Here is a 22470-nt window from a genome sequence, read left to right on the forward strand (position 1 = left end):
TTAATTATTTATACTGTTTATACCGTATAGACGATTTATACGGTTTATACGATATAAACGATTTATACGATATAAACGATTTATACTGTTTCCGCTTCGATGAACACCAGATGGCGTTCCGCCTCCAGTCCAGGCACCGTCAAAGGCTCTAATTTCTGTACTTTCCATGGCTCCGGAAGCCGCTCTCGTTCCTCCTCTGGAGCCGTTCCTTTCAAGGCGATGAAGCGTCCGCCCTCTTGCAGCAGATGCCCCGACCAGTTGACGAAGTCCGACAGGTCGGCAAAGGCGCGCGAGGTGATGACATCGAACTTGGTCTTCACCTCCAGCTGCTCGACGCGCTTGGTGTAGACGGTCACGTTGGACAGGCCCAGTTCCGCCTTTACCTGGTTCAAAAACGCGGTTTTCTTGTGCACCGTATCAATCATCGACACCTTCATGTCCGGGCGGCTGATGGCCAGCACCATGCCCGGCAGGCCGCCGCCGGCGCCCACGTCGAGCACGTTTTTCGCGTCCGCGAACGCCGATACAGCGGCCAGCGAATCGAGCAAATGCAAGGTCACCATCTGCATCGGATCGCGCACCGACGTCAGGTTGTAGACCGAATTCCACTTGTTGAGCAGCGCCAGATAGTCCAGCAGCTTCTCCACCTGATCTTCCGCCAGGTCCAGCTTCAAATCCTTGATGCCTTGTTTTAAAACATCCGCGACAACCACACGGTCGAACACCTTCATTGCACCGCCTCGTCTTTCTGCGCGTTTTTGTCATTCAGATAGCCGCCGAAACCGGCCTTTTTCAGGTGCACCAGCAGCAGCGAGATCGCCGCCGGCGTCACGCCGGAGATGCGCGACGCCTGGCCCAGTGTCTCCGGACGCTGCGCGTGCAGTTTCTGGCGCACTTCCACCGACAGGGCGGTGATGTCCAGGTAGCTGAAACCTTCCGGCAATTTCAGGTTTTCGTAGTGCTCGTGGCGCTCCACTTCCTTGGTCTGGCGGTCGATATAGCCCGAATATTTGAGCTGGATTTCGACCTGCTCGCGCACCGCGTCGTCGCTCACGCCGGGTCCGGCGAGCTCGCGGCCGTCGATGCCGGACAGGCTCATCAGCTTCTCGTACTCGACGCCGGGACGGCGCAGCAGGTCCGCCAGCGAGTACTCGCGCTCGATCGCCTGGCCGATCACACGCTCCGATTCGGCCGCTTCCAGGATGCGTGGATTGACCCACGTGGAACGCAGGCGCTCCAGTTCCAGCGCCACCGCCTCGCGTTTTTTCTCAAATGCTTCCCACTGCGCATCGCCGACGCAGCCCAGTTTGCGGCCGATTTCTGTCAGCCGCATGTCGGCGTTATCCTCGCGCAGGCTCAGGCGATACTCGGCGCGGCTGGTGAACATGCGGTACGGTTCCAGCACGCCCTGCGTGACCAGATCGTCGACCAACACGCCCAGATACGCCTCGGAACGGGCCGGCGTCCAGGCTTCCTTGCCCTGGGTTTGCAGCGCCGCATTGAGGCCGGCGAGCATGCCCTGCGCCGCCGCTTCCTCGTACCCGGTGGTGCCGTTGATCTGGCCGGCGAAGTACAGGCCGCTGACGGCCTTGGTTTCCAGCGACGCTTTCAGGCCGCGCGGGTCGAAATAATCGTACTCGATGGCGTAGCCGGGACGCAGGATGTGGGCGTTTTCCATGCCCTTCATCGACCGCACCAGCTCGATCTGGACGTCGAACGGCAGGCTGGTCGAGATGCCGTTTGGATAGAATTCGTTGGTCGTCAGGCCTTCCGGTTCCAGGAAAATCTGGTGCGATTCCTTGGCCGAAAAGCGGTGGATCTTGTCTTCGATCGACGGGCAATAGCGCGGGCCGACGCCTTCGATCACGCCCGTGTACATCGGGCTGCGGTCCAAACCGGCACGGATGATGTCGTGGGTTTTGTTGTTGGTGTGCGTGACCCAGCACGGCATTTGCGCCGGATGCATGGCGGCATTGCCCATCACCGAGAACACCGGCACCGGATCGAGGTCGCCCGGCTGCTCGGTCATCAGCGAGAAGTCGATGCTGCGGCCGTCGATGCGGGGCGGCGTGCCGGTCTTTAAACGGCCCTGTGGCAGCTTCAATTCCTTCAGGCGGGCAGACAGCGAGATCGCCGGCGGATCGCCAGCACGGCCCGCTGAATAGTTCTGCAAGCCCACGTGGATCTTCCCGTCGAGGAAGGTGCCGGCGGTCAGCACGACGGCCGGCGCCAGGAACTTCAGGCCGATCTGGGTGACGGCGCCGACCACGCGGTCGCCCTCCACCATCAGGTCGTCCACGGCCTGCTGGAACAGCCACAGGTTGGGCTGGTTTTCCAGCCGCGAACGGATCGCGGCCTTGTACAAAATGCGGTCGGCCTGGGCGCGCGTGGCGCGTACCGCCGGGCCTTTGGACGAGTTCAGGATGCGGAACTGGATGCCCGATTCGTCGGTGGCGATCGCCATGGCGCCGCCCATGGCGTCGACTTCCTTGACCAGATGGCCTTTGCCGATACCGCCGATGGATGGGTTGCACGACATCTGGCCCAGGGTCTCGATGTTGTGCGTCAAGAGCAGGGTCTTCTGCCCCATGCGGGCGGAAGCGAGGGCCGCCTCGGTACCGGCGTGACCACCGCCGACGACGATGACGTCGAAATTAGTTGGAAATAACATGATGGAATTGGGTAAAAGCGAAGGGATTAAGCACCGATTATAAAGTCTTTTGCGGGCTGCGACTTTTTTAGGCAAAATATTTTCGTCTGGATGGCATCATTGTTCCACGTGAAACAATGAAAAAAAGGGATGCTTGTCATCGAACAAGCATCCCTTTCCGCGGCTTTCGGTGTTCCACGTGGAACAATCTACCAGCGACTCCACGAGTCGTAGCTGGTCTTCACGATCAATATGGACACTACCACCAGGAACAGTTTCCGGACAAATCCACTGCCGTGTTTCATCGCCAGCGCGCTGCCGATGATCGAACCGGCGATCTGGCATACGGCCATCATCGCGCCCAGTTGCCAGATCAGGTGGCCGCTATAGCCGAACCAGACCAGCGCCGACAGGTTGCAGGCAACGTTGACAATCTTGGCTACAGCCGACGCGCCGAGGAAGTCGAAGCCGAAAATCCGCACGAACAGGAAGACCAGGAAGCTGCCGGTGCCGGGGCCGAAGAAGCCGTCGTAGAAGCCGATGCCGGAGCCGATCAGCAGCGCCAGCGTCTGCTCCTTGCGACCGGTGTGCAGCGGCGCGTGCACGCTGCCGAAGTCTTTCTTGGCGAAGGTATAGATCGCCACCGCCAGCAGCACGATGGGAAGGACGGTGCGGAAGAAGTCCGGGGAAACTTTGGTGACGGTGTACGCGCCGAAGAAGGAAAAGATCAACGCGGCGAAAGCGGCCGGCGCGGCGACCGTCCAGGCGATGGCCACCCGGCGCGCGTAGCTGACCGCCGCGACGCCGGTACCGGCGATGCTGGCCAGCTTGTTGGTGCCGATGATCGTGGCCGGCGCCATGTTGGGAAATATCGAAAACATCGCCGGCAGTTGTATCAGTCCGCCCCCGCCGACCACCGCATCCACCAAACCGGCGCTGAACGCCGCTACACCCAACACCGCATACTCAACCATGACCCGCTTACCTCGACTGGCAAAAGCCACATTGTACGGAAGAAATTAGCAAACCACCCGGCATCCCCCGCCGCGCTTCATGTAAGCTTTCACGTGAAATCCACCACGTCACGGACCACAGCCATGAACGATTTCCCCGCATTCACTTTCAGCACGGTCGCCCACATCGTCTCCGAGCTGGGCGCCGCCAACAAACTTGGCGCGCACATCGCCCAACGCTTCCCCACCGTCAAACGCGCCCTGCTCGTAACCGATCCGGGCTTCCTCAAAACCGGACTGGTCGATGGGCCCGCCGCAAGCTTGCGGACCGCCGGCATCGACGTCAGCGTCTACTCCAACGTGGTCGCCGATCCGCCGGAGCAAATCGTCCTCGAAGCGGTCGACGCCGCCCGTCGACACCGCAGCGACATCGTCATCGGCCTGGGCGGCGGCAGCTCGATGGATGTCGCCAAACTGATCGCCGTGCTGGCCGGCGGCGAGCAGCACATCGGCGCCATTTATGGCATCGGCAACGTCAAAGGCGTCCGGCTGCCGCTGGTGCAGATTCCCACCACCGCCGGCACCGGCTCCGAGGTCACCAACATCGCCATCGTCACCACCGGCGCCACCACCAAGACGGGCGTGGTCGCGCCGCAGCTGTACGCCGACATGGCCCTGTTGGACGCGGAACTCACGCTCGGCTTGCCGCCGCTCGTGACCGCCGCCACCGGCATCGACGCCATGGTCCACGCGATCGAGGCCTACACCAGCCGCCACAAAAAGAATCCGCTGTCCGACGTCCTCGCGCGCAAGGCGCTGGCCCTGCTGTCCGCCAACCTGATCCCCGCTTGCGAGAACGGCCGCGACCTGGCGGCACGGCAGGCCATGCTACTAGGCGCGATGCTGGCCGGGCAGGCTTTCTCGAACGCTCCGGTCGCCGCCGTGCACGCCCTCGCCTACCCGATCGGTGGCACGTTCCACGTGCCGCACGGGTTGTCGAATTCGCTGGTGCTGCCGCACGTGCTGCGCTTCAACCTGCAGGCGGCGGCGGACTTGTACGCGGAACTGGCGGAGATCGTCGTGCCTGGAGCAGGCGGCAGCGTGGAGGCGCGCGGGGAGGCGCTGGTTGGTGCGATGCAACAAATAGCGGCTGCGACGGGGATCGAGCGGACCTTGCAGCAGGTCGGCATAAAGGAAACGGATCTGGACCAATTGGCGGATGACGCCATGCTCCAGACCCGTCTGTTGGGGAACAACCCCCGCACCGTCACGCGCGACGACGCGAGGGCGATCTACGCGGCGGCTTTCTAGACGCCGCCGCTTTCGTTACCAATCTTACTGCGGTACGTCCACGGTGGTGCCGCTGACGTTGATCAGGTTACCCGGCGCCGGGGATTGCACAATCGGCGGCAGGTTGGCCAACGTCATCGGCGTGGTCGCGTCAGGCCGCGTCACCGTGCGCACCACCTGCGACGGCGGCAGCGGAACGCTCGGGTTGCGCAGGTGGGCCATCATCGCGTCCAGCGCGCGGAACAGATAGATGTGCAACGGCACGATGTTCTGCGGGAACACGCTGGTGAACGTGTCGAAGTGGTTGGCGTTCAACACCTCGATGTAGCGCAGCTTGCTCGCGGGCCCCTCGGCCAGCGCGTTCAAGCCCAGATAGGCGCGCGAATTGAAGTTCACCACCATCAGCGTGTCGCTGCGGCCGGCCGCGATGATCGCCGGTTTGCCACGCAGATTGCCGGTCGCCAGCACCTCGGCGGCGCCGGAACGCACGCGCGCGCTCTGCTCGGCCAAGGTGCCGGTCAGCGCGTTGCCGTTGACCGGATCGATACCGGTCGCCAATGCGCGCAGGCAGAGGAAGCCGTCGAGCGACTGGTCGGCCAGATTGGTGCTCGGCGACACGCCCAGGTTGTAGGCCTTCGCTCCGCCCACCGACGCCTCGTAGATCGGCGTGCCGATGATGCCGTTCTGGGTGGCGAAGCTGGCGGCGCGCTGCGCCGGCGTGAACGGCACCGGCGAACCGCTGGCGTCGGTCGGCGCGAACGTGAATCCGCACAGCTGGTCGGTCACCGAGAAGCGGCCGTAGGCGTTGGCGTAGGTCACGGCCACCAGCACCGTGGTCAGCGCGTGCGAGGCCTGCAGCACGTCGGAATCGGGCAGCCAGCCGTATGCCTTCAGCCGCGCGCGCGCGTCCTCCTGCTGCGCCGCCAAATCCGCGCCGGTCAGCAGGCCCTTGGCGACCAGCGCCGTGCAGCGGCCGGGCGCCGCCGCCGTAGAGGCGATGCACGGCTGGTACAGCGCTGCGTAGGTGGAGTAATCGATCAGCCACTTGCCCTGACCCGTCACCGGCACGCCGTTCTGGCGGATCGAGTAACCGGTGGCGGTGCGCGGCTGGATCTGCGGCTCGTTGGCGGCCACGCCGTCGATCAGGCCCCGGGTATCCTGCTCGGCCGCCAACAAGGCCGAGGCGGCGCCGTTGGAGATGCTGGAACCGATCGTGATGGTGTTGGTCGGCGTGAAGCGCACCACGTGATGGGTGTTGTCCCTGGCGTAGCGGCCGTACTGCTCATTCAACATGTAGAACGCGAACTCGACCGCCTGCAAGGTATGGTTGCCCCAGTCCTTTTCCGGATTCTGTTGCGAATGCGCGTGCTTGAAGGCGACGCGGCCGGGCCTGGAAGCGGCGAAGGCGGCACGGTCGGCATCGCTCACTATCGGCGTGAAGTTGGCGTTCTTGCCGGCGGCGGTACGCTGCGCCCGCACGCCGTTCTGCAGATTCACGCTGTCGTCGTCGAAGGTGTACAGGCCGGTCCCGGACCCCTTGTCGCTGTAGGCGACCGCGCATTTGTTTTTCAGGCCCCACTCGCCGGAGGTGCCGATGGCGCCATACACGCCGCGCGAGCCGCTCGACGCGCCGGTGATGATGCAGGGATTGTTGGCGTCGAAGCTGGCCGGTATTTGCACCATCAGGGTGACATTCTTGTTGCCGCTGCCGTCGTCGGCGTAGGCGATGAACTCGCTGCCGGCGATCTTGCCCTCGCCCGTCGTCGGGTTGCCGCTGACGTCCACGTTCGGGCCGTACAGCCTGCCGAAGCCGGCGGCCGGGCTGATGTCCTGGATGGCGCGGTAATTGGCGTAGATGGCGTTGCGCCGCAGTTCGGCCGGAGTCGGGTTCAGGGGGTCGGCGTAAGCCGGCAGCGCGCCGGCCAGACCGGTCGCGCCCAGCCCGGCGGTCAGCAAATCGTCGCTGACGCCGTCGTAGGTTTTGGCGCTGACGGCGCCGAGAAAACTCGGACGCTCGTTGATGATTTCGGGCTCATCGTGGTGATGGCCGCAAGCGGTCAGTGCGATGCCGGCCAGCGCCAGCGTGATTTTCTTGGTATGCATGTCATCCTCTTCTTCAGTAAGACTCAAAGCAACAGACGGACTACCCCCGATCCGGCCCGGGGCCGGATAAAAAAATTTACTCTCGATTTGAAAAGGACGCCGGGCAGAACGCCCGGCGTCTGTGCTAGATCATGCAGGCTTCTTGTTGCCGAGCTTGGCGACGATTTCGCCGATGATTCCGCGGCGGAATAACAACACGCAAACGATGAAGATCAGGCCGATCACCATGGTGACGGCTTCGCCGATGGTGTTGAACCATTCGATGCCGGTCAGCCGCGTCAGGGCGATGCCCCAGTCGCCCAGCTTGTTCTCCAGCATGATGATGATCACCGCGCCGAGGATCGGACCGGCCAGCGTGCCCATGCCGCCCACCAGGGTCATCAGGATCACCAGGCCCGACATCGTCCAGTGGACGTCGGTCAGCGTTTCGAAGCCCTGCACCAGCACCTTGGTCGAGCCGGCCAGACCGGCCAGCGCGGCCGACAGCACGAAGGCCAGCAGCTTGTACTTGTCGACGTCGTAGCCCAGCGAGATGGCGCGCGGTTCGTTCTCCTTGATCGCCTTGAGCACCTGGCCGAACGGCGAGTGGACGATGCGCACGATCAGCGCGAACGCCAACACGGCGATGGCCAGCACGAAGAAGTACAGCGTGGTGTCGTTGGAGAGGTCGATCACGCCCAGCAGTTTTCCACGTGGAACGCCTTGCAGGCCGTCCTCGCCGCCGGTGAATTCCCCGGCGCTGAGGGCGCCGAAGAACACCATCTGCGCCAGCGCCAGCGTGATCATCGAGAAGTAGATGCCCTGGCGGCGGATCGCCAGCCCGCCCATCACCAGGCCCAGCAAGGCGGCGCCGACCACGCCGGCGAGGATGCCGAGCTCGGTCGGCCAGCCCCACACCTTGAGCGCGTTGCCGGCCACGTAGCCGGCGCCGCCGAAGAAGGCGGCGTGGCCGAACGACAGCAGCCCCGTGAAGCCGATCAGCAGGTTGAAGGCGCAGGCGAACAGCACAAAGCACAGCAGCTTGGCCAGGAACACCGGATAGCCGATGAACGGTGCCGACAGCGCGATCGCCAATGCGATGGTGTAACCGATTTTCTTGTCCATCCGTCCCTCCTATTTTTCTTTACCGAACAAACCAGCGGGACGGATCAGCAGCACGACCACCATCACGAGGAACACCACCGTCGACGAGAACGGCGCATACACGACCTTGGTCAAGCCTTCGATCACGCCCAGGCCCAGGCCGGTGAGGATCGAGCCCATGATCGAGCCCATGCCGCCGATCACCACAACGGCGAATACGACGATAATCAGGTTCTGACCCATCAGGGGCTGCACCTGGATGATCGGGGCCGCCAGCACCCCTGCAAAGCCCGCCAAAGCGACGCCGAAGCCATAGGTGAGCGTGACCATCAGCGGCACGTTGATGCCGAACGCTTCGACCAGCTTCGGATTCTCGGTGCCGGCGCGCAAATAGGCGCCCAGTTTGGTCTTTTCGATGACGTACCAGGTGGCCAGGCAGACCACCACGGAGGCGACCACCACCCAGGCGCGGTAGTTCGGCATCACCATGAAGCCGAGGTCGGTGGCGCCGGCCAGCGCGTCGGGCACCTGGAACGGCTGGCCCGAGACGCCGTAGAATGAGCGGAACACGCCTTCGACCAGCAAGGTGATGCCGAACGTCAACAGCAAGCCGTACAGGTGATCGAGCTTGTACAGATGGCGCAGCATGGTCTTTTCGATAACGATGCCGAACACGCCGATGAGCAGCGGCGCCAGCACCAGCATGGTCCAGTAGTTCAGACCGAAATAAGTCATCCCCATCCAGGCCACGAAGGCGCCCATCATGTACAGGGCGCCGTGGGAAAAGTTAATAACGTTGAGAAGGCCAAAGATGACGGCCAGGCCGAGTGACAGCATCGCGTAGAACGAGCCGTTCACCAGCCCCAGCAGTAGCTGGCTCATCCATACGCTCAAGGGATAGCCGAAAATTTCCATGAGATCACAGTCTAAAGAGCACCCGGCCGGACGGCGAGGCGGAATAAGAGGACAAGAAGGACAAGCACAAGAACCGACACACCGGACAGGCCGGCGCTTCGCCACGCGGAGTGGCGCTGCGCCGGCCCTGTGCACAACTCAGCTTATTTCCACAGGCTGCATTTGGTTTCGGCCTTGGTGGCGTACGCCTGGTCGCCCGGAATGGTGGCCACGACCTTGTAGTAATCCCACGGATATTTCGATTCCGACGGCTTCTTCACTTCCATCAGGTACATGTCGTGCACCATGCGGCCGTCCGGACGGATCACGCCGTTCTTGGCGAACATGTCGTTGATCTTGTTGGCCTTCAGATGCGCCATGACCTTGTCGGCGTCGTCCGTCCCCACGGCCTTGACCGCTTTGAGGTAGTTGGCGGCGGCCGAATAGTCGGCCGCCTGCAGCATCGACGGCGACTTTTTCATCTTGGCGAAGTAACGCTTCGACCAGTCGCGCGTTTCCTGGTTCTGGTCCCAGTACCAGCCGTCGGTCAGATACATGCCCTGCGTCAGGTTCAGGCCCAGCGAATGGATATCGTTGATGAAGATCAGCAAGCCGGCCAGCTTCATCTTCTTGGTGATGCCGAATTCGTTGGCGGCCTTGATCGAATTGATCGCGTCGCCGCCGGCGTTGGCCAGGCCGAGGATCTGCGCGCCCGACGATTGCGCCTGCAGCAGGAAGGACGAGAAGTCCGACGCCGACAACGGGTGCTTGACCGAACCGAGCACCTTGCCGCCGGCGGCCTTGACCACATCGGCCGTGTCCTTCTCCAGCGACTGGCCGAACGCGTAGTCGGCCGTCATGAAGTACCAGCTCTTGCCGCCCTGCTTGACGATGGCGCCGCCGGTGCCGCGCGCCAGCGCGATGGTGTCGTAGGCGTAGTGCACGGTGTAAGGCGTGCATTCCTCGTTGGTCAAACGGGCCGAGCCGGCGCCGATCGAGATGAAGACCTTTTTCTTTTCCGCGGCGACCTTGGCCATGGCCAGGTTGGCGCCGGAGTTGGTGCCGCCGATCAGCATGTCGACGCCCTGCTGGTCGAACCATTCGCGCGCCTTGGAGGCGGCGATGTCGGCCTTGTTCTGGTGGTCGGCGGAGATGAACTCCACCTTCTTGCCGGCGAGGACGACGCCGGCGTCCGCGATCGCCATTTTGATCGCCTCGGCGCCGCCGGCGCCGTCGATATCCGTGTACAGGCCGGACATGTCGGTGATCATGCCGATCTTGATGGTGTCGCCGGAAACCTGCGCTTGCGCGGCGAAGGACAGCCCCAGCGCGCAGACGGCGGTGGCGGCGAGGGTGATAGCTTTGAGTTTCATTTTGTCTCCGTTCGAATAGTCGTGATTTAAATTTGTATGGTCACAGAACGATGAAGTGCATATCTACACGCCAAGCAGCTCGGTCAGCACCGGCATCTTGTCGCTCAATTCCGATGAAACAAAAGTCTCGACGATCTGACCGTGTTCCATCACATAAAACCGGTCCGCCAGCGGCGCGGCGAACCGGAAATTCTGTTCCACCATGACGATGGTGTAGCCCTTCGATTTGAGGGTGGTGATCATGCGCGCCAGGCCTTGCACGATGACCGGCGCCAGGCCTTCCGAAATTTCGTCGAGCAACAACAAACGCGCGCCGGTGCGCAGGATGCGCGCCACCGCCAGCATCTGTTGCTCGCCGCCCGACAGGCGCGTGCCCTGGCTGTGCTTGCGCTCTTCCAGGTTGGGGAACATCGCGTAGATTTCCTTGATCGACATACCCTTTTCGCCGGTCGACAATTGCGGCGGCAGCAGCAGGTTTTCCTCGGTCGACAGCGAGGCGAAAATGCCGCGCTCCTCCGGGCAATAACCGACGCCGAGGTGGGCGATTTTATGCGTCGGCAAACCGATCGCCTCGACGCCGTTGATCTTGATCGAGCCCTTGCGCGCGCCGGTCAATCCCATGATGGCGCGCAAGGTGGTGGTGCGGCCGGCGCCGTTACGGCCCAGCAGTGTCACCACTTCGCCGGGCTGCACCGTCAGGTTGACGTCGTGCAGGATGTGCGATTCGCCGTACCAGGTTTGCAGGTTGGAGATTTGCAGGGCGGCCGTCATCAATGGGCTCCTTCCAGCTCGGCCGCTTCGGTGCCCATGTACGCTTCCATCACTTGCGGATTGCGCGACACCTCGGCATAAGTGCCTTCGGCCAGCATGGCGCCGCGCTGCAAAACGGAGATCTTGTCGCAGATGCCGGAGACGACTTTCATATTGTGTTCGACCATCAAAATGGTGCGGCCGGCCGAGACTTTTTTAATGAGGTCGGTCACGCGGTGCACATCCTCGTGGCCCATGCCCTGCGTCGGTTCATCGAGCAGCATCAGCTCCGGCTCCATCGCCAGGGTGGTGGCGATCTCCAAAGCGCGCTTGCGCCCGTAAGGCATATCGACGGTGACGGTGTCGGCGAACTCGGTCAGGTCGACCTCGGCCAGCAGTTGCATGGCGCGGTCGTTAAGCCTGTCCAACGCGCGTTCGCTCTGCCAGAAATGGAAGCTGGTGCCCAGCTGGCGCTGCAAGCCGATGCGGACATTCTGCAGCACCGTCAGATGGGGAAACACCGCCGAAATCTGAAACGAACGGATCACGCCCATGCGGGCGATCTGCGCCGGCTTGGCCGCGGTGATGTCTTTGTCGTTGAACAGGATCTGGCCCGAAGTCGGCACCAGGAATTTCGTGAGCAGATTAAAGCATGTGGTTTTACCGGCGCCGTTGGGGCCGATCAGCGCGTGGATATGACCGCGCTGCACTTTCAAGTTGACGTCGTTGACCGCAGTAAAACCTCTGAACTGCTTGGTCAAGTTCTTCGTTTCCAAGATAACACCGGACATCCTGTCTCCCTTGCTTTTATGGTTCAAGGTACTAAATTTTTTTAGATCATACAGAGTAAAAAATTAGCTAACAATACAGTATAACTACTACTTACTTTTGATCTAGCGCTAACAAGCGGCCCCATTATTTCAAGCCTGAACGGATCATTTCTGAAGCTTTTTCGGCGATCATGATGGTGGGAGAATTGGTATTTCCGGATGTGATAAAGGGCATGATGGATGCGTCCACAACGCGCAAGCCGGCGACGCCGATGACACGCAATTGGCTATCGACGACGGCGGTGGGATCGTCGGTGCGGCCCATCTTGCAGGTGCCGACCGGATGGAAGATGGTGGTGCCGATATGGCCCGCCGCCTCCGCGAGTTCTTCCTCGGTGCGGTAGTGGATGCCGGGCTTGTATTCTTCGGGCGAGAACTTGCCCAGCGCGGGCGCGGCGACGATTTGGCGCGTCAATGTCAGCGCCGCCGCCGCCACCTTGCGGTCCTCGACGGTGCTCAAATACATCGGCGAAATCTTGGGAGGCGCGTACGAATCGGCACCGGCGATATGCACGTGGCCGCGCGATGTCGGACGCAGGTTGCAGACGCTGGCGGTGAACGCGGGGAAGGCGTGCAAAGGGTCGCCGAATTTTTCCAGCGACAACGGTTGCACATGGTATTGAAGATTGGGCGTGGGCTGGCCGGCGTCGGAGCGCGCGAACGCGCCCAGCTGCGACGGCGCCATCGACATCGGACCGCTCTGGAACATCGCATACTCGAGGCCGATTTTCATCTTGCCGAACCAGTTGGACGCCAGCGTGTTCAACGTGCGGGCACCGCCGCCGAGCTTGTAAATCATGCGCAGTTGCAGATGGTCCTGCAGGTTTTCACCGACGCCGGGCAGGTCGGCCAGCGGCGCGATGCCGTGGTGCAGCAGCTTGGCGGCCGAGCCGATTCCGGAGCATTGCAAAATCTGCGGCGAGCCAACGGCGCCAGCGGCCAGCAGGGTTTCTTTCGCGGCCAACGCCTGGTATTTGGTGCCGCCGCCGGTGAAAATCACGCCTTTGCAGACCGGACCCTGGTCGCTCATTTCTATCTGTAAGCGTTCCACGTGGCAGCCGGTCATGACCGTCAGATTCGGGCGGCCGGAGACCGGCTTGAGGAACGCCTTCGCCGTGTTCCAGCGGATGCCGCGTTTTTGATTGACCTCGAAATAGCCGCAGCCGGCGTTGTCGCCGCGATTGAAATCGTCGACCTTCGCGATGCCGGTTTGTTCGGCCGCGTCGCGGAACGCGTCCAGTATCTGCCAGGACAGACGCTGTTTTTCCACGCGCCACGGACCGCCGGTGCCGTGCTCCGCCGACGCACCGCCGTGATAATCCTCGCTCTTTTTAAATAGCGGCAGCACCTGGTCCCAGCGCCAGCTGGCGTCGTCCGTCAGATCGGCCCAGCGGTTGTAGTCTTCCGCCTGGCCGCGCATATAAATCATGCCATTGATGGACGAGCTTCCGCCCAGCACTTTGCCGCGCGGGTACAGCAGGCTGCGCCCGTTGAGGCCGGCGTCGGCCTCGGTGCGGAACATCCAGTCGGTGCGCGGATTGTCAATGCAATGCAGATAGCCGACCGGGATATGGATCCACACATAATCGTCCCGGCCGCCGGCCTCGATCAGCAGGACGTCGACGTTCCTGTCGGCGCTTAAACGGTTCGCCAATACGCAGCCAGCCGAGCCTGCCCCAATGATGATGTAATCGTAGTCGCCTGCTGATTCCAAAAACTGCTCCTCCAAGGATGACTCGGTATGCCGGGGCGTTACGCTCTCTCGGCGGTCTCGGCCTTAGTCTACGCTGCGTTCATCTCCGATAGCAATGTTTCAACAAGCTTAGCGGCGGGCATCGGCCTGGCGCGTGCGACCCCGGTGCCGCACCATAACGACATCAGTTCGGTATCGCCGCGCTTGGCCGCTTCGGCGCGGATCGGCGTCGTTAGCGCATTTTGCACGGGATATGGAGGCAATTGGGCTTCCACCGGTTCCAACTCACGCATCAGGCGGTTCACCAGGCCGCGCGCGTAGCGGCCGGAAAAGGTGCGGGTGAGCCGGGTCGGATGGTCGCCGGCGGTCAACAACCGTTGTTTGTAGTGTGGATTAATTGCCGATTCGTCGGTCACCAGGAAGGCGGTTCCCATCTGTACGGCCTGCGCGCCCATGTTCAGCGCGCGCTTGATGTCGGCGCCGTCCATGATGCCGCCGGCGGCGATGACGGGAATATCCACCGCCGCGACTATCTGCGGCAGCAACTCGAAAGTTTTCAGGGTCGCATCTTCCTGCGCGCCGATGAAGGTGCCGCGATGGCCGCCCGACTCGGTGCCGGAAGCGATCACGGCATCGGCGCCCCTGCCCTGCCACGCGACGGCTTCCTCGGCATGGGTGATTGTGCCGATCACGACAATACCGGCATCGTGCAAGCGCTGGATTTGCTCCGCGCTCAGGATGCCGAAAGTGAAGCTGGCGACGGCGGGGCGCAGTTCAATCAGCGCCTCGAATTGGGCGGCGAAATCCTCGCACCACTTGGCGGGTGTGGGTAATTCGCTCCAACCGAGCGACGACCAGAGCGGTTTCAGCCACTCGGCCGCCTGGGCGATGTCGGCCGGATCTGGCCGCGGAGTCTCCAACACGAAGAAGTTGAGGCAAAAAGGCTTGTCCGTCAACGCGCGGATTTGCGCGGTCTGTTCGCGCATCGCCGCCGGAGAAAGTAACGAGCAAGCGAGGGAGCCGAGCGCTCCGGCGTTGGAGACCGCGGCGATCTGGGCCGGCGTATTGTTGCCGCCGGCAGTCGGCCCTTGAATGATTGGATGGGGAAAAACGGATGTCAGATTCATCATATTTCTCACTATAAGGCCCACTTACCCCTGTGGATAAGTCTATGGATATCCACAGGCACGATATGTGAGTAAACAAAAAATTTCTGGGGAGCTGTTTTCTTATCCCAAAACAGTTCTTTCGTCATACACGGCTTACGAGCCTGCTTATGAAGTTCGTAAACGCCTGATTTTAATCCAAAATGAGGACTTATCCACAGAAAAGTGTCTACGTTAACAACTACTACTATTTTTATATATACATCTTTAGAGTAAACCATAGTTCACGCGGCGCGAAGAAAACCCGGAAAACCAAGGGGCAAGCGCCTGAAGATCTGCGTTTCAAAAAAAAAAGGAAGTCGTGAGAAAGAAAGCAAGGCGGTGATCAACAAGCGACGACCTGCAAAACAAAAAAATTGCTATGCAGACACGTACGACGGATTTAAAGCGACGGTCGCAATCGGCCATCGATGAGCCGTCGACGACGCTTGGCCGATGACGCTCTGCTAATCCGCTCTCGGTGCGTCGTTGAAAATTTTGGCACTGTGGCCGTAGTGGAGCGGCTCAACAGCCTAGAAAACCCTGCAAAACAATGCCACCTGTGCATAACTTACTGGATATCCACAGGATGAGTTGTGAGTAAGCACGAAGTTATCCAAGGGCCGACATTTTATACAGAATTGCTCCGTAAATCTTACAGCGCTTATGCAAGTGCTTATCTTTCGCGTAAACCAATGATTCGTAAACGTATACAGAACTTATCCACAGCTAAACTCCCGTTTACTACTACTACTATTTTTTATATATATCTTTGTAAACTACTAAACCATGAAAAGCGAAAAACAACCCCAAAACCCGGAAAAGCGCGGATTTCTGACGAAATCTGAGGCCCTCTTCGTGGGCAAAGACCGGTTTACACAGCAAAAAACGCCTTAAAATCGACCGTTTTTAGCTTTGCACTGTGGAGAACTCGCAGGAAGTCCACAGGCCCCACCCGAAAAACAGGAAAAAGATATGCGTTTAGGCATCATTAGTGCGTTGGCTGAAGAACAGCATGGGCTGATAGAAGCCCTTCAGAGCCCCTACAAGCACATCCATGGCATGAGGGAGTACACGACCGGGAAACTGTGGGAAATCGACGCTGTGTGCGTTCTGTCGCGTATAGGCAAGGTTGCAGCGGCTATGACAGCCGCAATCCTTGTGGAAAAGTTCGGAGTTACCCACATCGTCTTCACTGGGGTTGCCGGAAGCGGGGATAAAACCGTCAACGTGGGCGATATCGTCGTCGCGGAAGCATTGGTCCAGCATGATTTCGACGCCAGTCCGTTGTTTCCCAAGTTTGAGATCCCGCTGACGGGGCTGTCGTATTTCGCCACCGACGTCGCGCTAACGGAAAGATTAGCGATCGCAGCGGCCAAAACCGCGCGTGTGCACCGAGGATTAATCGCCAGCGGCGACCAGTTCATCGGGAAGCTGGCGCAAATCCAGGCCATCAAGGCTGGACTGCCTGAATTATTAGCAGTCGAAATGGAAGGCGCAGCGGTCGCGCAAGTGTGTTTCGAGCTTGGAATCCCGTTCGCGGTGATCCGAACGATCTCCGACAACGCCAACGACGACGCTGCCGTCGACTTTATGCATTTCATCAAAACGGTAGCATCGCGCTACGCGTTCGAGGTTATCCACAACTTCTGCAAACAATAGTTTCGGATAAAAAAAGGGCCGGGTTTGATCCCGGCCCTTCGTGTCCACACCTTGTTTTCTTACGCTTCGAGCGTCATCAGGCTGGCGTTGCCGCCCGCTGCGGTCGTATTGACGCACAGAGCGCGCTCAGCAAGCAAACGCCATAGCGGGATAGCCCCGTCCTCGTTGGTGTCGATCAGGCTCACCAGGGCCCCGCTACGGGCCGCCAGTTGGGTGTGCAGGCTGCCGGCCAGCATCGATTCCACCAGCGCGATCTGGAAATCGCCTTCGAAACTGGTTAGATCGGCAACCGGCTTGATGCGGTCCTTCACCGTCGCCGGAAAATCTGCAGGCAGCAGCTTGACTGTGTCGCCGGCGAGCAAGGCGATATTTCCCGTCGCGAGTACCGCCGCCAGCTGGTTCAGCAGGCCATCCTGGGTGCCGGCTGCACAAACCACCGCGCCACGCGGCACCAGCGCCAGCGTGTTGCGCTCACCCGTCGGGCCCGGCAAGGCGGTCAGGCTGCCCAGCATTGTCGTGCGGCTGTACTGATCGGCCAGCTTGGCGATGCCGTCGCGGCCGTGCTTTTGCGCCCAGGCGGTCAGGGCGTCCAGCGCCGGCGTCGCCTGGCGATCGTGCTGATGTTGCGGCGTGGCCGTCGCGCCGCGCTGCAGACGTTTCAGGTACAGCGGACCGCCGGCTTTCGGGCCGGTGCCGGATTTGCCTTCGCCACCGAACGGCTGCACGCCGACCACCGCGCCGACGATGTTGCGATTCACGTAGATATTGCCGACGTGCGCGTTCGAGCTGATGTAGTCGATGGTTTCATCGATGCGCGAATGTACGCCCAGCGTCAGGCCGAAGCCGCTTTCGTTGATTTGCTGGACCAGTTTCGGCAGATCGGCACGCTTGTAGCGGATCACGTGCAGAACCGGGCCGAAGACTTCTTGCGTCAGTTCCGACAGCGAACGGATCTCCAGCACCGTCGGCGGCACAAAAGTACCGGCGGTGATCACGCTCGATGGCAAGTCCAGCGAGAAGTAGTTGACCGCCGTGCCCTTGAGCTTGTTGATGTGCGCCAGCAGGTTTTGCTGCGCTTCGACGTCGATCACCGGACCGATGTCGGTCACCAGGCGGTCCGGGCAGCCGACTTTCAGCTCCAGCATCGCGCCTTTGAGCATTTTGATGGTCTTGTCGGCGATATCTTCCTGCAGGAACAGCACGCGCAGCGCCGAACAACGCTGGCCGGCGCTGTCGAAAGCGGACGAGATGGCATCCTGCACCACCTGTTCCGGCAACGCCGACGAATCGACGATCATCGCGTTCTGGCCGCCGGTTTCGGCGATCAGCGGTATCTCGATGTTTTCCGCCGCTGCGCGTTTTGCCAGCGTGCGGTTGATCAGCTGCGCCACTTCGGTCGAGCCGGTGAAGATGACGCCTTTGACACGCGGATCGGCGGTCAGTGCGGCGCCGACCACTTCGCCACGGCCGGGCAGGAATTGCAGCGCGGCGCGCGGAATGCCCGCTTGGTGCAGCAGCTCGACCGCGCGGTGCGCGATCAGTGGCGTTTGCTCCGCCGGCTTGGCCAGCACCACATTGCCGGCCGCCAGCGAGGCGGCGACTTGGCCGGTGAAAATGGCCAGCGGGAAGTTCCACGGGCTGATGCAGGTGACCGGACCCAGCGCCAGGGTGTTGGGCGAACCGGCGACCTCGGCCGCGTAGTAGCGCAGGAAATCAACCGCTTCGCGCAGCTCGGCGATCGCGTTCGGCAGCGATTTGCCCGCTTCGCGGATCGCCAGGGTCATCAGTTCCATCGCGTTCGCTTCGAACAGGTCGGCGGCGCGGTTCAGCGCGGCGGCGCGTTCGGATGGCTGCGTGGTCTGCCAATCCATCGCGAAATTGCTGGCGCTGATCAGCGCGCTGTCGACGTCGGTGGTGGTCGCTTCGACCAGTTTGCCGACGATATCGCTGTGCTGGGCCGGATTGCTGACATCCTGCACCGGCTGGCCGACGCTGACGCCGCCCGCCAGCAGCGGCGAGGCATACCAGGTGCGCGATTCGGCCAGCGCTGCTGAAATATTACGCAGTACGTCTTCGTTGGCCAGGTCGAAGCCGGCCGAGTTCTTGCGCTCCGCGCCAAACATGTCCAACGGCAGCGGAATGCCGGCGTGCGGCAGACCGCCCTGCTCGCGCGCCTGGGCGACCGGGTCCTTGATCAGCGACGCGATCGGAATCGCCTCGTCAACGATCTGGTTGACGAACGACGAGTTGGCGCCGTTCTCCAGCAGGCGGCGGACCAGGTAGGCCAGCAAGGTTTCGTGGGTGCCGACCGGCGCGTAAATGCGGCACGGCTTGTCCAGGTTGTTCTTGCCGACGACCTGGTCGTACAGCGATTCGCCCATGCCGTGCAGACACTGGAATTCGTAATCGGTGACGCCGTCGCGCTTGGCCCAAGTGTAGATGGTCGACAAGGTTTGCGCGTTGTGCGTGGCGAACTGGGGATAGATCACGTCGGTCGCGCCCAACAGCTTTTGCGCGCACACCAGATAGGAAACGTCGGTATAAACCTTGCGCGTGTAGACCGGGTAGCCGCTCATGCCGTCCACCTGGGCGCGCTTGATCTCGGCATCCCAATACGCGCCCTTGACCAGGCGCACCATGAATTTGCGGCCGCTGCGCTTGGCCAGGTCGATCAGGAAATCGATCGCGAACGGGCAGCGCTTTTGATACGCCTGGACCACGAAGCCGATGCCTTCGAAACCGGCCAGTTCCGGGTCGTAGGCCAGCGCCTCCATCAGGTCCAGCGACAACTCCAGGCGGTCGGCCTCTTCCGCATCGATGTTCAGGCCGATGTTGTAGTGCTTGGCCAGCAGCACCAGCTGACGCATGCGCGGCAGCAATTCCTCCATCACGCGGGCACGCTGGGCGCGGCTGTAGCGCGGGTGCAGCGCCGACAGCTTGACCGAGATGCCGGGACCGTTCTTGATGCCGCGACCGTTCGAGGCCTTGCCGATCGCATGGATCGCCGTCTCGTACGAGGCGTAGTAGTTCTTGGCGTCGGCTTCGGTCAGCGCCGCCTCGCCCAGCATGTCATAGGAATAACGGTAGCCGCGCGCCTCGTTGGCCTGGCCGTTCTTGATGGCCTCGTCGATGGTCTGGCCGGTGACGAATTGATTGCCCAGCATGCGCATGGCCAGATCGACGCCTTTGCGGATCAGCGGCTCGCCGCCCTTGGAAATGAGCTTGGTCAGCGCCGAGCCCAGGCCGGTCTCGCTGTTGGTGCTGACCAGCTTGCCGGTGATGAGCAGACCCCAGGTGGCGGCGTTGACGAACAGCGACGGCGACTCGCCCAGGTGCTTGCGCCAGTCGCCTTTGCTGATTTTGTCGGCGATCAGGCGGTCGGCGGTGGCATTGTCGGGAATACGCAACAGTGCTTCGGCCAGGCACATCAGCGCCACGCCTTCTTCCGACGACAGCGAGAACTCGTGCATCAGGGCGTCGACGCCGGAGGCGCGGGTGCGCTGTTCGCGCACCGAGCTGACCAGTTTATGCGCCAATTGCTGGGCTTTTTGCAGGCTGTCGGCGTCGTTGTTTGTGATCTGATCCAACAACCATTGGACCGCGCTCGCTTCGTCGCGCCGGTAGGCCGCCGTCACTGCTGCGCGCAGGGGCGTCGGGTCGCGCAGGATTTCCGCTTGTAACGCGGCGAAGGGGGTGAAAACGGTCGGATCTGCTGCTTGCATGAGTGACTCTCAGAATGGAAATGTAGGAGCGTCCACTTACAAAAACACGCTCTGCAAGCGGGTAGCTTGAGAGCGTGAATTGAGGTTGAATCGTGGTGTCGAATCGTGAACTGCTGATGATTCGATTGTAAAGTGAATTCTTCTGGATTAATTCTGGTATTACAGGGGGCTAGCAATAGATTGTTTTTAGTGAGACAATTTAACCAAATAATATTTATTTGGGAGTCCCCGGAAATGTTAGACAAGATCAGCAAAAAAATCTTGATGGAGTTGCAGAGCGATGGCCGCATCAGCAACGTGGAGCTGGCCGCGCGGGTGAACCTGTCGCCGGCCGCTTGCCTGGAGCGCGTGCGCAAGTTGCACGAATCCGGCTACATCATGGGCTACACCGCGCAGCTCAATCCCCAGCTGCTCGACGTTTCACTGCTCGTCTTCATCGAAGTCGTGCTCGATCGCACCACGCCCGAAGTTTTCGACGCCTTCAAACACAGCGTCCAGGTGATTCCGGAAGTGCTGGAATGCCACATGGTCGCCGGCGGGTTCGACTACCTGGTCAAGGCCCGCGTCAAGGACATGGCCGCCTACCGCGAATTCCTTGGTAAAACCCTGCTCCAAAAAGGTGTGCGGGAAACACACACTTATGCCGTGATGGAAGAAGTCAAGAATACCACCAAGTTGCCTATAAAGTAGTATGTAGGAAATAAAATTACTTGCTACGCGCCAAAGCGCCGGGGTCAACGGGGGACAAATGAAGCTTTTGCAGCAGAGGTTGATGCAACGTGGATTATGGTTGTTGGGGGCGACGGCGGGCGGAACGTGCCTGGCGTACTTGTTCAATCTGGCGGCGGGCGACAAGGCCGCGTTGATTTATACGGCCGCGCCGGCGGCGCTGGCCGGCGCGCTGATTGCCTGGTGGGCGGCGCGCCAGGGCAACGACGAGGGCGGCGTGCGCCGTTTCGCCCAGACCGTGGGCGAGGAAATCGACGCCATCATGATCGGCGCGGCGGAAACCTCCTATTTCGTCGACTCCGTTAAAAAGAAAATCGAGCTCGACGTCGGCACCGCCGGCGGCATCGTCCACAGTTCGTCGCAAAACGCCGCGACCACCGAGCGCATCGCCGCCAACGCCGAGCGCGCCGCCAAGATCGCCGCCCAGGTGCGCGGCGAGACGGTTGCCGGCCGCACCGAGGCCGACAACGGCCTGCAGCGCATCCGCACCGCGCGCCAGGACGCCCAGACGGCCGCGTCCGTCATGACCAGCCTGCAAACCAACTCCCGCAAAATCTACGGCTTCACCGAGGCCATCAGCGAGATTTCCGCCCGCACCAACCTGCTGGCGCTCAATGCCGCCATCGAGGCCGCGCGCGCCGGCGAACAGGGACGCGGTTTCGCCGTCGTCGCCAGCGAGGTGCGCCAGTTGGCCTTGCGCACCAAGGAAGCGACCGACGAGATCAGCACCATGGTGCGCGAGATCAACCAGCAAGCGGAACAGGCGGCCACCGGCATGACGTCGCTGGCGGTGCAGGTCAGCGAAGCGGCCGGCAACGTCGAGAAGGTGCACGGTTTGCTGGGCAACATCGAGCGCTCGTCCGGCGTGTCGGAAGACGAGATCGGCCAGATCGCCCGGGCCTCGCGCGAGCATGTCGCCACCACCGAGGAAATCGCGGCCGCGATCGCCAGCATCCGCGACAGCCTGCTGTCGACGGAGAAGGAATTGCCGCGCGCCGCCAGTTCGGCGATGGCGCTGGCCGAGCGGGCCGAACTCATCACGGAGGCGCTGGGCGAGTCGTCGATCGCCACGTCGCACGACGCGATCCGGCACGCCGCGCAGCAGGCGGCGACGGAAGTGGGCAGGATTTTCGAGGCGGCGCTGTCTTCGGGCAAGATCACGCGCGAGGCCTTGTTCGACCGCACTTACAGTCCGATCCCGAATACCGATCCGCCCAAGCATAAGACGAAATTCGATGATTTCACGGATCGCGTACTGCCTTCATTGCAGGAGGCGCTGCTGGTGGCCATGCCGCAGCTGGCCTACGCCGGTGCCGTGGATAACAACGGCTATTTCCCCACCCATAACAAGAAGTTCTCGCAGCCGTTGACGGGGAACTACGACGTCGACATCGTCAACAACCGTACCAAGCGCATCTTCAGCGATCGCACCGGCAAGCGCTGCGGGTCGAACACCAAGCCGTTTTTGCTGCAGACGTATAAGCGCGATACCGGGGAAGTGATGCACGACCTGTCGGCGCCGATTTATGTCAACGGCAAGCATTGGGGCGGGTTCCGCATCGGTTACCGTTCCAGCACCAGGCACTAGGACCG

General features: G+C 61.5%; 16 protein-coding genes. 4 read left to right on the forward strand and 12 right to left on the reverse strand.

The genetic code is table 11. The annotated features are described in order from the left end of the window. Window positions 1–80: 80 nt before the first annotated feature. From rsmG to BMX85_RS22735, 3 genes are all read right to left on the reverse strand, one after another. Complete coding sequence (gene rsmG, locus BMX85_RS22725) at window positions 81–731, reverse strand: 16S rRNA (guanine(527)-N(7))-methyltransferase RsmG (protein WP_090324160.1); 651 nt, start codon at window positions 729–731, stop codon at window positions 81–83. Next, window positions 728–2671: a tRNA uridine-5-carboxymethylaminomethyl(34) synthesis enzyme MnmG gene (gene mnmG / locus BMX85_RS22730; RefSeq protein ID WP_090324162.1), complete on the reverse strand. Its 1944-nt coding sequence runs from the start codon at window positions 2669–2671 to the stop codon at window positions 728–730. Before mnmG ends, rsmG begins: the two co-directional genes overlap by 4 nt. 188 nt (window positions 2672–2859) lie before the next feature. Then, window positions 2860–3624 carry a TSUP family transporter gene (locus BMX85_RS22735; RefSeq protein ID WP_090324164.1) on the reverse strand — a complete coding sequence of 255 codons (765 nt, stop codon included), beginning with the start codon at window positions 3622–3624 and terminating at the stop codon, window positions 2860–2862. Between the two features lie 123 nt (window positions 3625–3747). Here BMX85_RS22735 and BMX85_RS22740 point away from each other — a divergent pair, with 123 nt between their 5' ends. Further along, the gene (locus BMX85_RS22740; protein WP_090324166.1) at window positions 3748–4914 is read left to right on the forward strand and encodes an iron-containing alcohol dehydrogenase; all 1167 of its coding nucleotides are present in this window, start codon (window positions 3748–3750) and stop codon (window positions 4912–4914) included. Window positions 4915–4938: 24 nt separating this feature from the next. Here the strand turns inward: BMX85_RS22740 and BMX85_RS22745 are convergent, their stop codons facing one another. From BMX85_RS22745 to BMX85_RS22780, 8 genes are all read right to left on the reverse strand, one after another. Next, entirely contained in the window at window positions 4939–6996 is a 2058-nt protein-coding gene (locus BMX85_RS22745; RefSeq protein ID WP_090324168.1) for a 3-hydroxybutyrate oligomer hydrolase family protein, read from the reverse strand. Window positions 6997–7125: 129 nt separating this feature from the next. Beyond that, the gene (locus BMX85_RS22750; protein WP_090324171.1) at window positions 7126–8100 is read right to left on the reverse strand and encodes a branched-chain amino acid ABC transporter permease; all 975 of its coding nucleotides are present in this window, start codon (window positions 8098–8100) and stop codon (window positions 7126–7128) included. A gap of 9 nt (window positions 8101–8109) precedes the next feature. After that, on the reverse strand, window positions 8110–8994 hold the full coding sequence (locus BMX85_RS22755; RefSeq protein WP_090324173.1) for a branched-chain amino acid ABC transporter permease: 885 nt from the start codon (window positions 8992–8994) through the stop codon (window positions 8110–8112). A gap of 143 nt (window positions 8995–9137) precedes the next feature. Continuing rightward, entirely contained in the window at window positions 9138–10346 is a 1209-nt protein-coding gene (locus BMX85_RS22760; protein WP_090324175.1) for an ABC transporter substrate-binding protein, read from the reverse strand. Window positions 10347–10409: 63 nt separating this feature from the next. After that, window positions 10410–11117 carry an ABC transporter ATP-binding protein gene (locus BMX85_RS22765; RefSeq protein WP_090324177.1) on the reverse strand — a complete coding sequence of 236 codons (708 nt, stop codon included), beginning with the start codon at window positions 11115–11117 and terminating at the stop codon, window positions 10410–10412. Further along, window positions 11117–11887 carry an ABC transporter ATP-binding protein gene (locus BMX85_RS22770; RefSeq protein ID WP_090324179.1) on the reverse strand — a complete coding sequence of 257 codons (771 nt, stop codon included), beginning with the start codon at window positions 11885–11887 and terminating at the stop codon, window positions 11117–11119. The genes BMX85_RS22765 and BMX85_RS22770 overlap by 1 nt, the downstream gene beginning before the upstream one ends. A 124-nt stretch (window positions 11888–12011) precedes the next feature. Continuing rightward, entirely contained in the window at window positions 12012–13640 is a 1629-nt protein-coding gene (locus BMX85_RS22775) for a GMC family oxidoreductase (RefSeq protein ID WP_090324182.1), read from the reverse strand. A gap of 68 nt (window positions 13641–13708) precedes the next feature. After that, window positions 13709–14746 (reverse strand): NAD(P)H-dependent flavin oxidoreductase, encoded by a 1038-nt coding sequence (locus tag BMX85_RS22780; RefSeq protein WP_090324732.1) that lies wholly within the window; start codon window positions 14744–14746, stop codon window positions 13709–13711. A gap of 993 nt (window positions 14747–15739) precedes the next feature. Between BMX85_RS22780 and BMX85_RS22785 the strand changes: the two genes are divergently transcribed. Beyond that, a complete protein-coding gene (locus BMX85_RS22785; protein WP_090324184.1) occupies window positions 15740–16426 on the forward strand; it encodes a 5'-methylthioadenosine/adenosylhomocysteine nucleosidase in 687 nt (228 codons plus the stop codon). A gap of 59 nt (window positions 16427–16485) precedes the next feature. On the opposite strand, the gene putA is transcribed toward BMX85_RS22785, so the two are convergent. Further along, window positions 16486–20148, reverse strand: a complete 3663-nt coding sequence (putA, locus tag BMX85_RS22790; protein WP_090324187.1) for a trifunctional transcriptional regulator/proline dehydrogenase/L-glutamate gamma-semialdehyde dehydrogenase — start codon at window positions 20146–20148, stop codon at window positions 16486–16488. 234 nt (window positions 20149–20382) lie between these two features. Here putA and BMX85_RS22795 point away from each other — a divergent pair, with 234 nt between their 5' ends. Both BMX85_RS22795 and BMX85_RS22800 read left to right on the forward strand, forming a co-directional pair. Beyond that, window positions 20383–20838 (forward strand): Lrp/AsnC ligand binding domain-containing protein, encoded by a 456-nt coding sequence (locus tag BMX85_RS22795; protein WP_008443393.1) that lies wholly within the window; start codon window positions 20383–20385, stop codon window positions 20836–20838. A gap of 58 nt (window positions 20839–20896) precedes the next feature. Then, complete coding sequence (locus BMX85_RS22800; RefSeq protein WP_090324189.1) at window positions 20897–22465, forward strand: methyl-accepting chemotaxis protein; 1569 nt, start codon at window positions 20897–20899, stop codon at window positions 22463–22465. The last annotated feature ends 5 nt before the right edge of the window (window positions 22466–22470 follow it).

The organism is Duganella sp. CF517, from assembly GCF_900110275.1.
Taxonomy (GTDB): domain Bacteria; phylum Pseudomonadota; class Gammaproteobacteria; order Burkholderiales; family Burkholderiaceae_D; genus Rugamonas.

Excerpts from the sequence above, each read along its gene's own strand:
- BMX85_RS22770 (WP_090324179.1), bottom strand. The coding sequence starts at position 11,887 with ATGTCCGGTGTTATCTTGGAAACGAAGAACTTGACCAAGCAGTTCAGA.
- BMX85_RS22760 (WP_090324175.1), bottom strand. The coding sequence starts at position 10,346 with ATGAAACTCAAAGCTATCACCCTCGCCGCCACCGCCGTCTGCGCGCTG.
- rsmG (WP_090324160.1), bottom strand. The coding sequence starts at position 731 with ATGAAGGTGTTCGACCGTGTGGTTGTCGCGGATGTTTTAAAACAAGGC.
- BMX85_RS22740 (WP_090324166.1), top strand. The coding sequence starts at position 3,748 with ATGAACGATTTCCCCGCATTCACTTTCAGCACGGTCGCCCACATCGTC.
- BMX85_RS22785 (WP_090324184.1), top strand. The coding sequence starts at position 15,740 with ATGCGTTTAGGCATCATTAGTGCGTTGGCTGAAGAACAGCATGGGCTG.
- BMX85_RS22765 (WP_090324177.1), bottom strand. The coding sequence starts at position 11,117 with ATGACGGCCGCCCTGCAAATCTCCAACCTGCAAACCTGGTACGGCGAA.
- BMX85_RS22800 (WP_090324189.1), top strand. The coding sequence starts at position 20,897 with ATGAAGCTTTTGCAGCAGAGGTTGATGCAACGTGGATTATGGTTGTTG.
- BMX85_RS22745 (WP_090324168.1), bottom strand. The coding sequence starts at position 6,996 with ATGCATACCAAGAAAATCACGCTGGCGCTGGCCGGCATCGCACTGACC.
- putA (WP_090324187.1), bottom strand. The coding sequence starts at position 20,148 with ATGCAAGCAGCAGATCCGACCGTTTTCACCCCCTTCGCCGCGTTACAA.
- BMX85_RS22755 (WP_090324173.1), bottom strand. The coding sequence starts at position 8,994 with ATGGAAATTTTCGGCTATCCCTTGAGCGTATGGATGAGCCAGCTACTG.
- BMX85_RS22780 (WP_090324732.1), bottom strand. The coding sequence starts at position 14,746 with ATGAATCTGACATCCGTTTTTCCCCATCCAATCATTCAAGGGCCGACT.
- BMX85_RS22735 (WP_090324164.1), bottom strand. The coding sequence starts at position 3,624 with ATGGTTGAGTATGCGGTGTTGGGTGTAGCGGCGTTCAGCGCCGGTTTG.
- mnmG (WP_090324162.1), bottom strand. The coding sequence starts at position 2,671 with ATGTTATTTCCAACTAATTTCGACGTCATCGTCGTCGGCGGTGGTCAC.
- BMX85_RS22750 (WP_090324171.1), bottom strand. The coding sequence starts at position 8,100 with ATGGACAAGAAAATCGGTTACACCATCGCATTGGCGATCGCGCTGTCG.
- BMX85_RS22795 (WP_008443393.1), top strand. The coding sequence starts at position 20,383 with ATGTTAGACAAGATCAGCAAAAAAATCTTGATGGAGTTGCAGAGCGAT.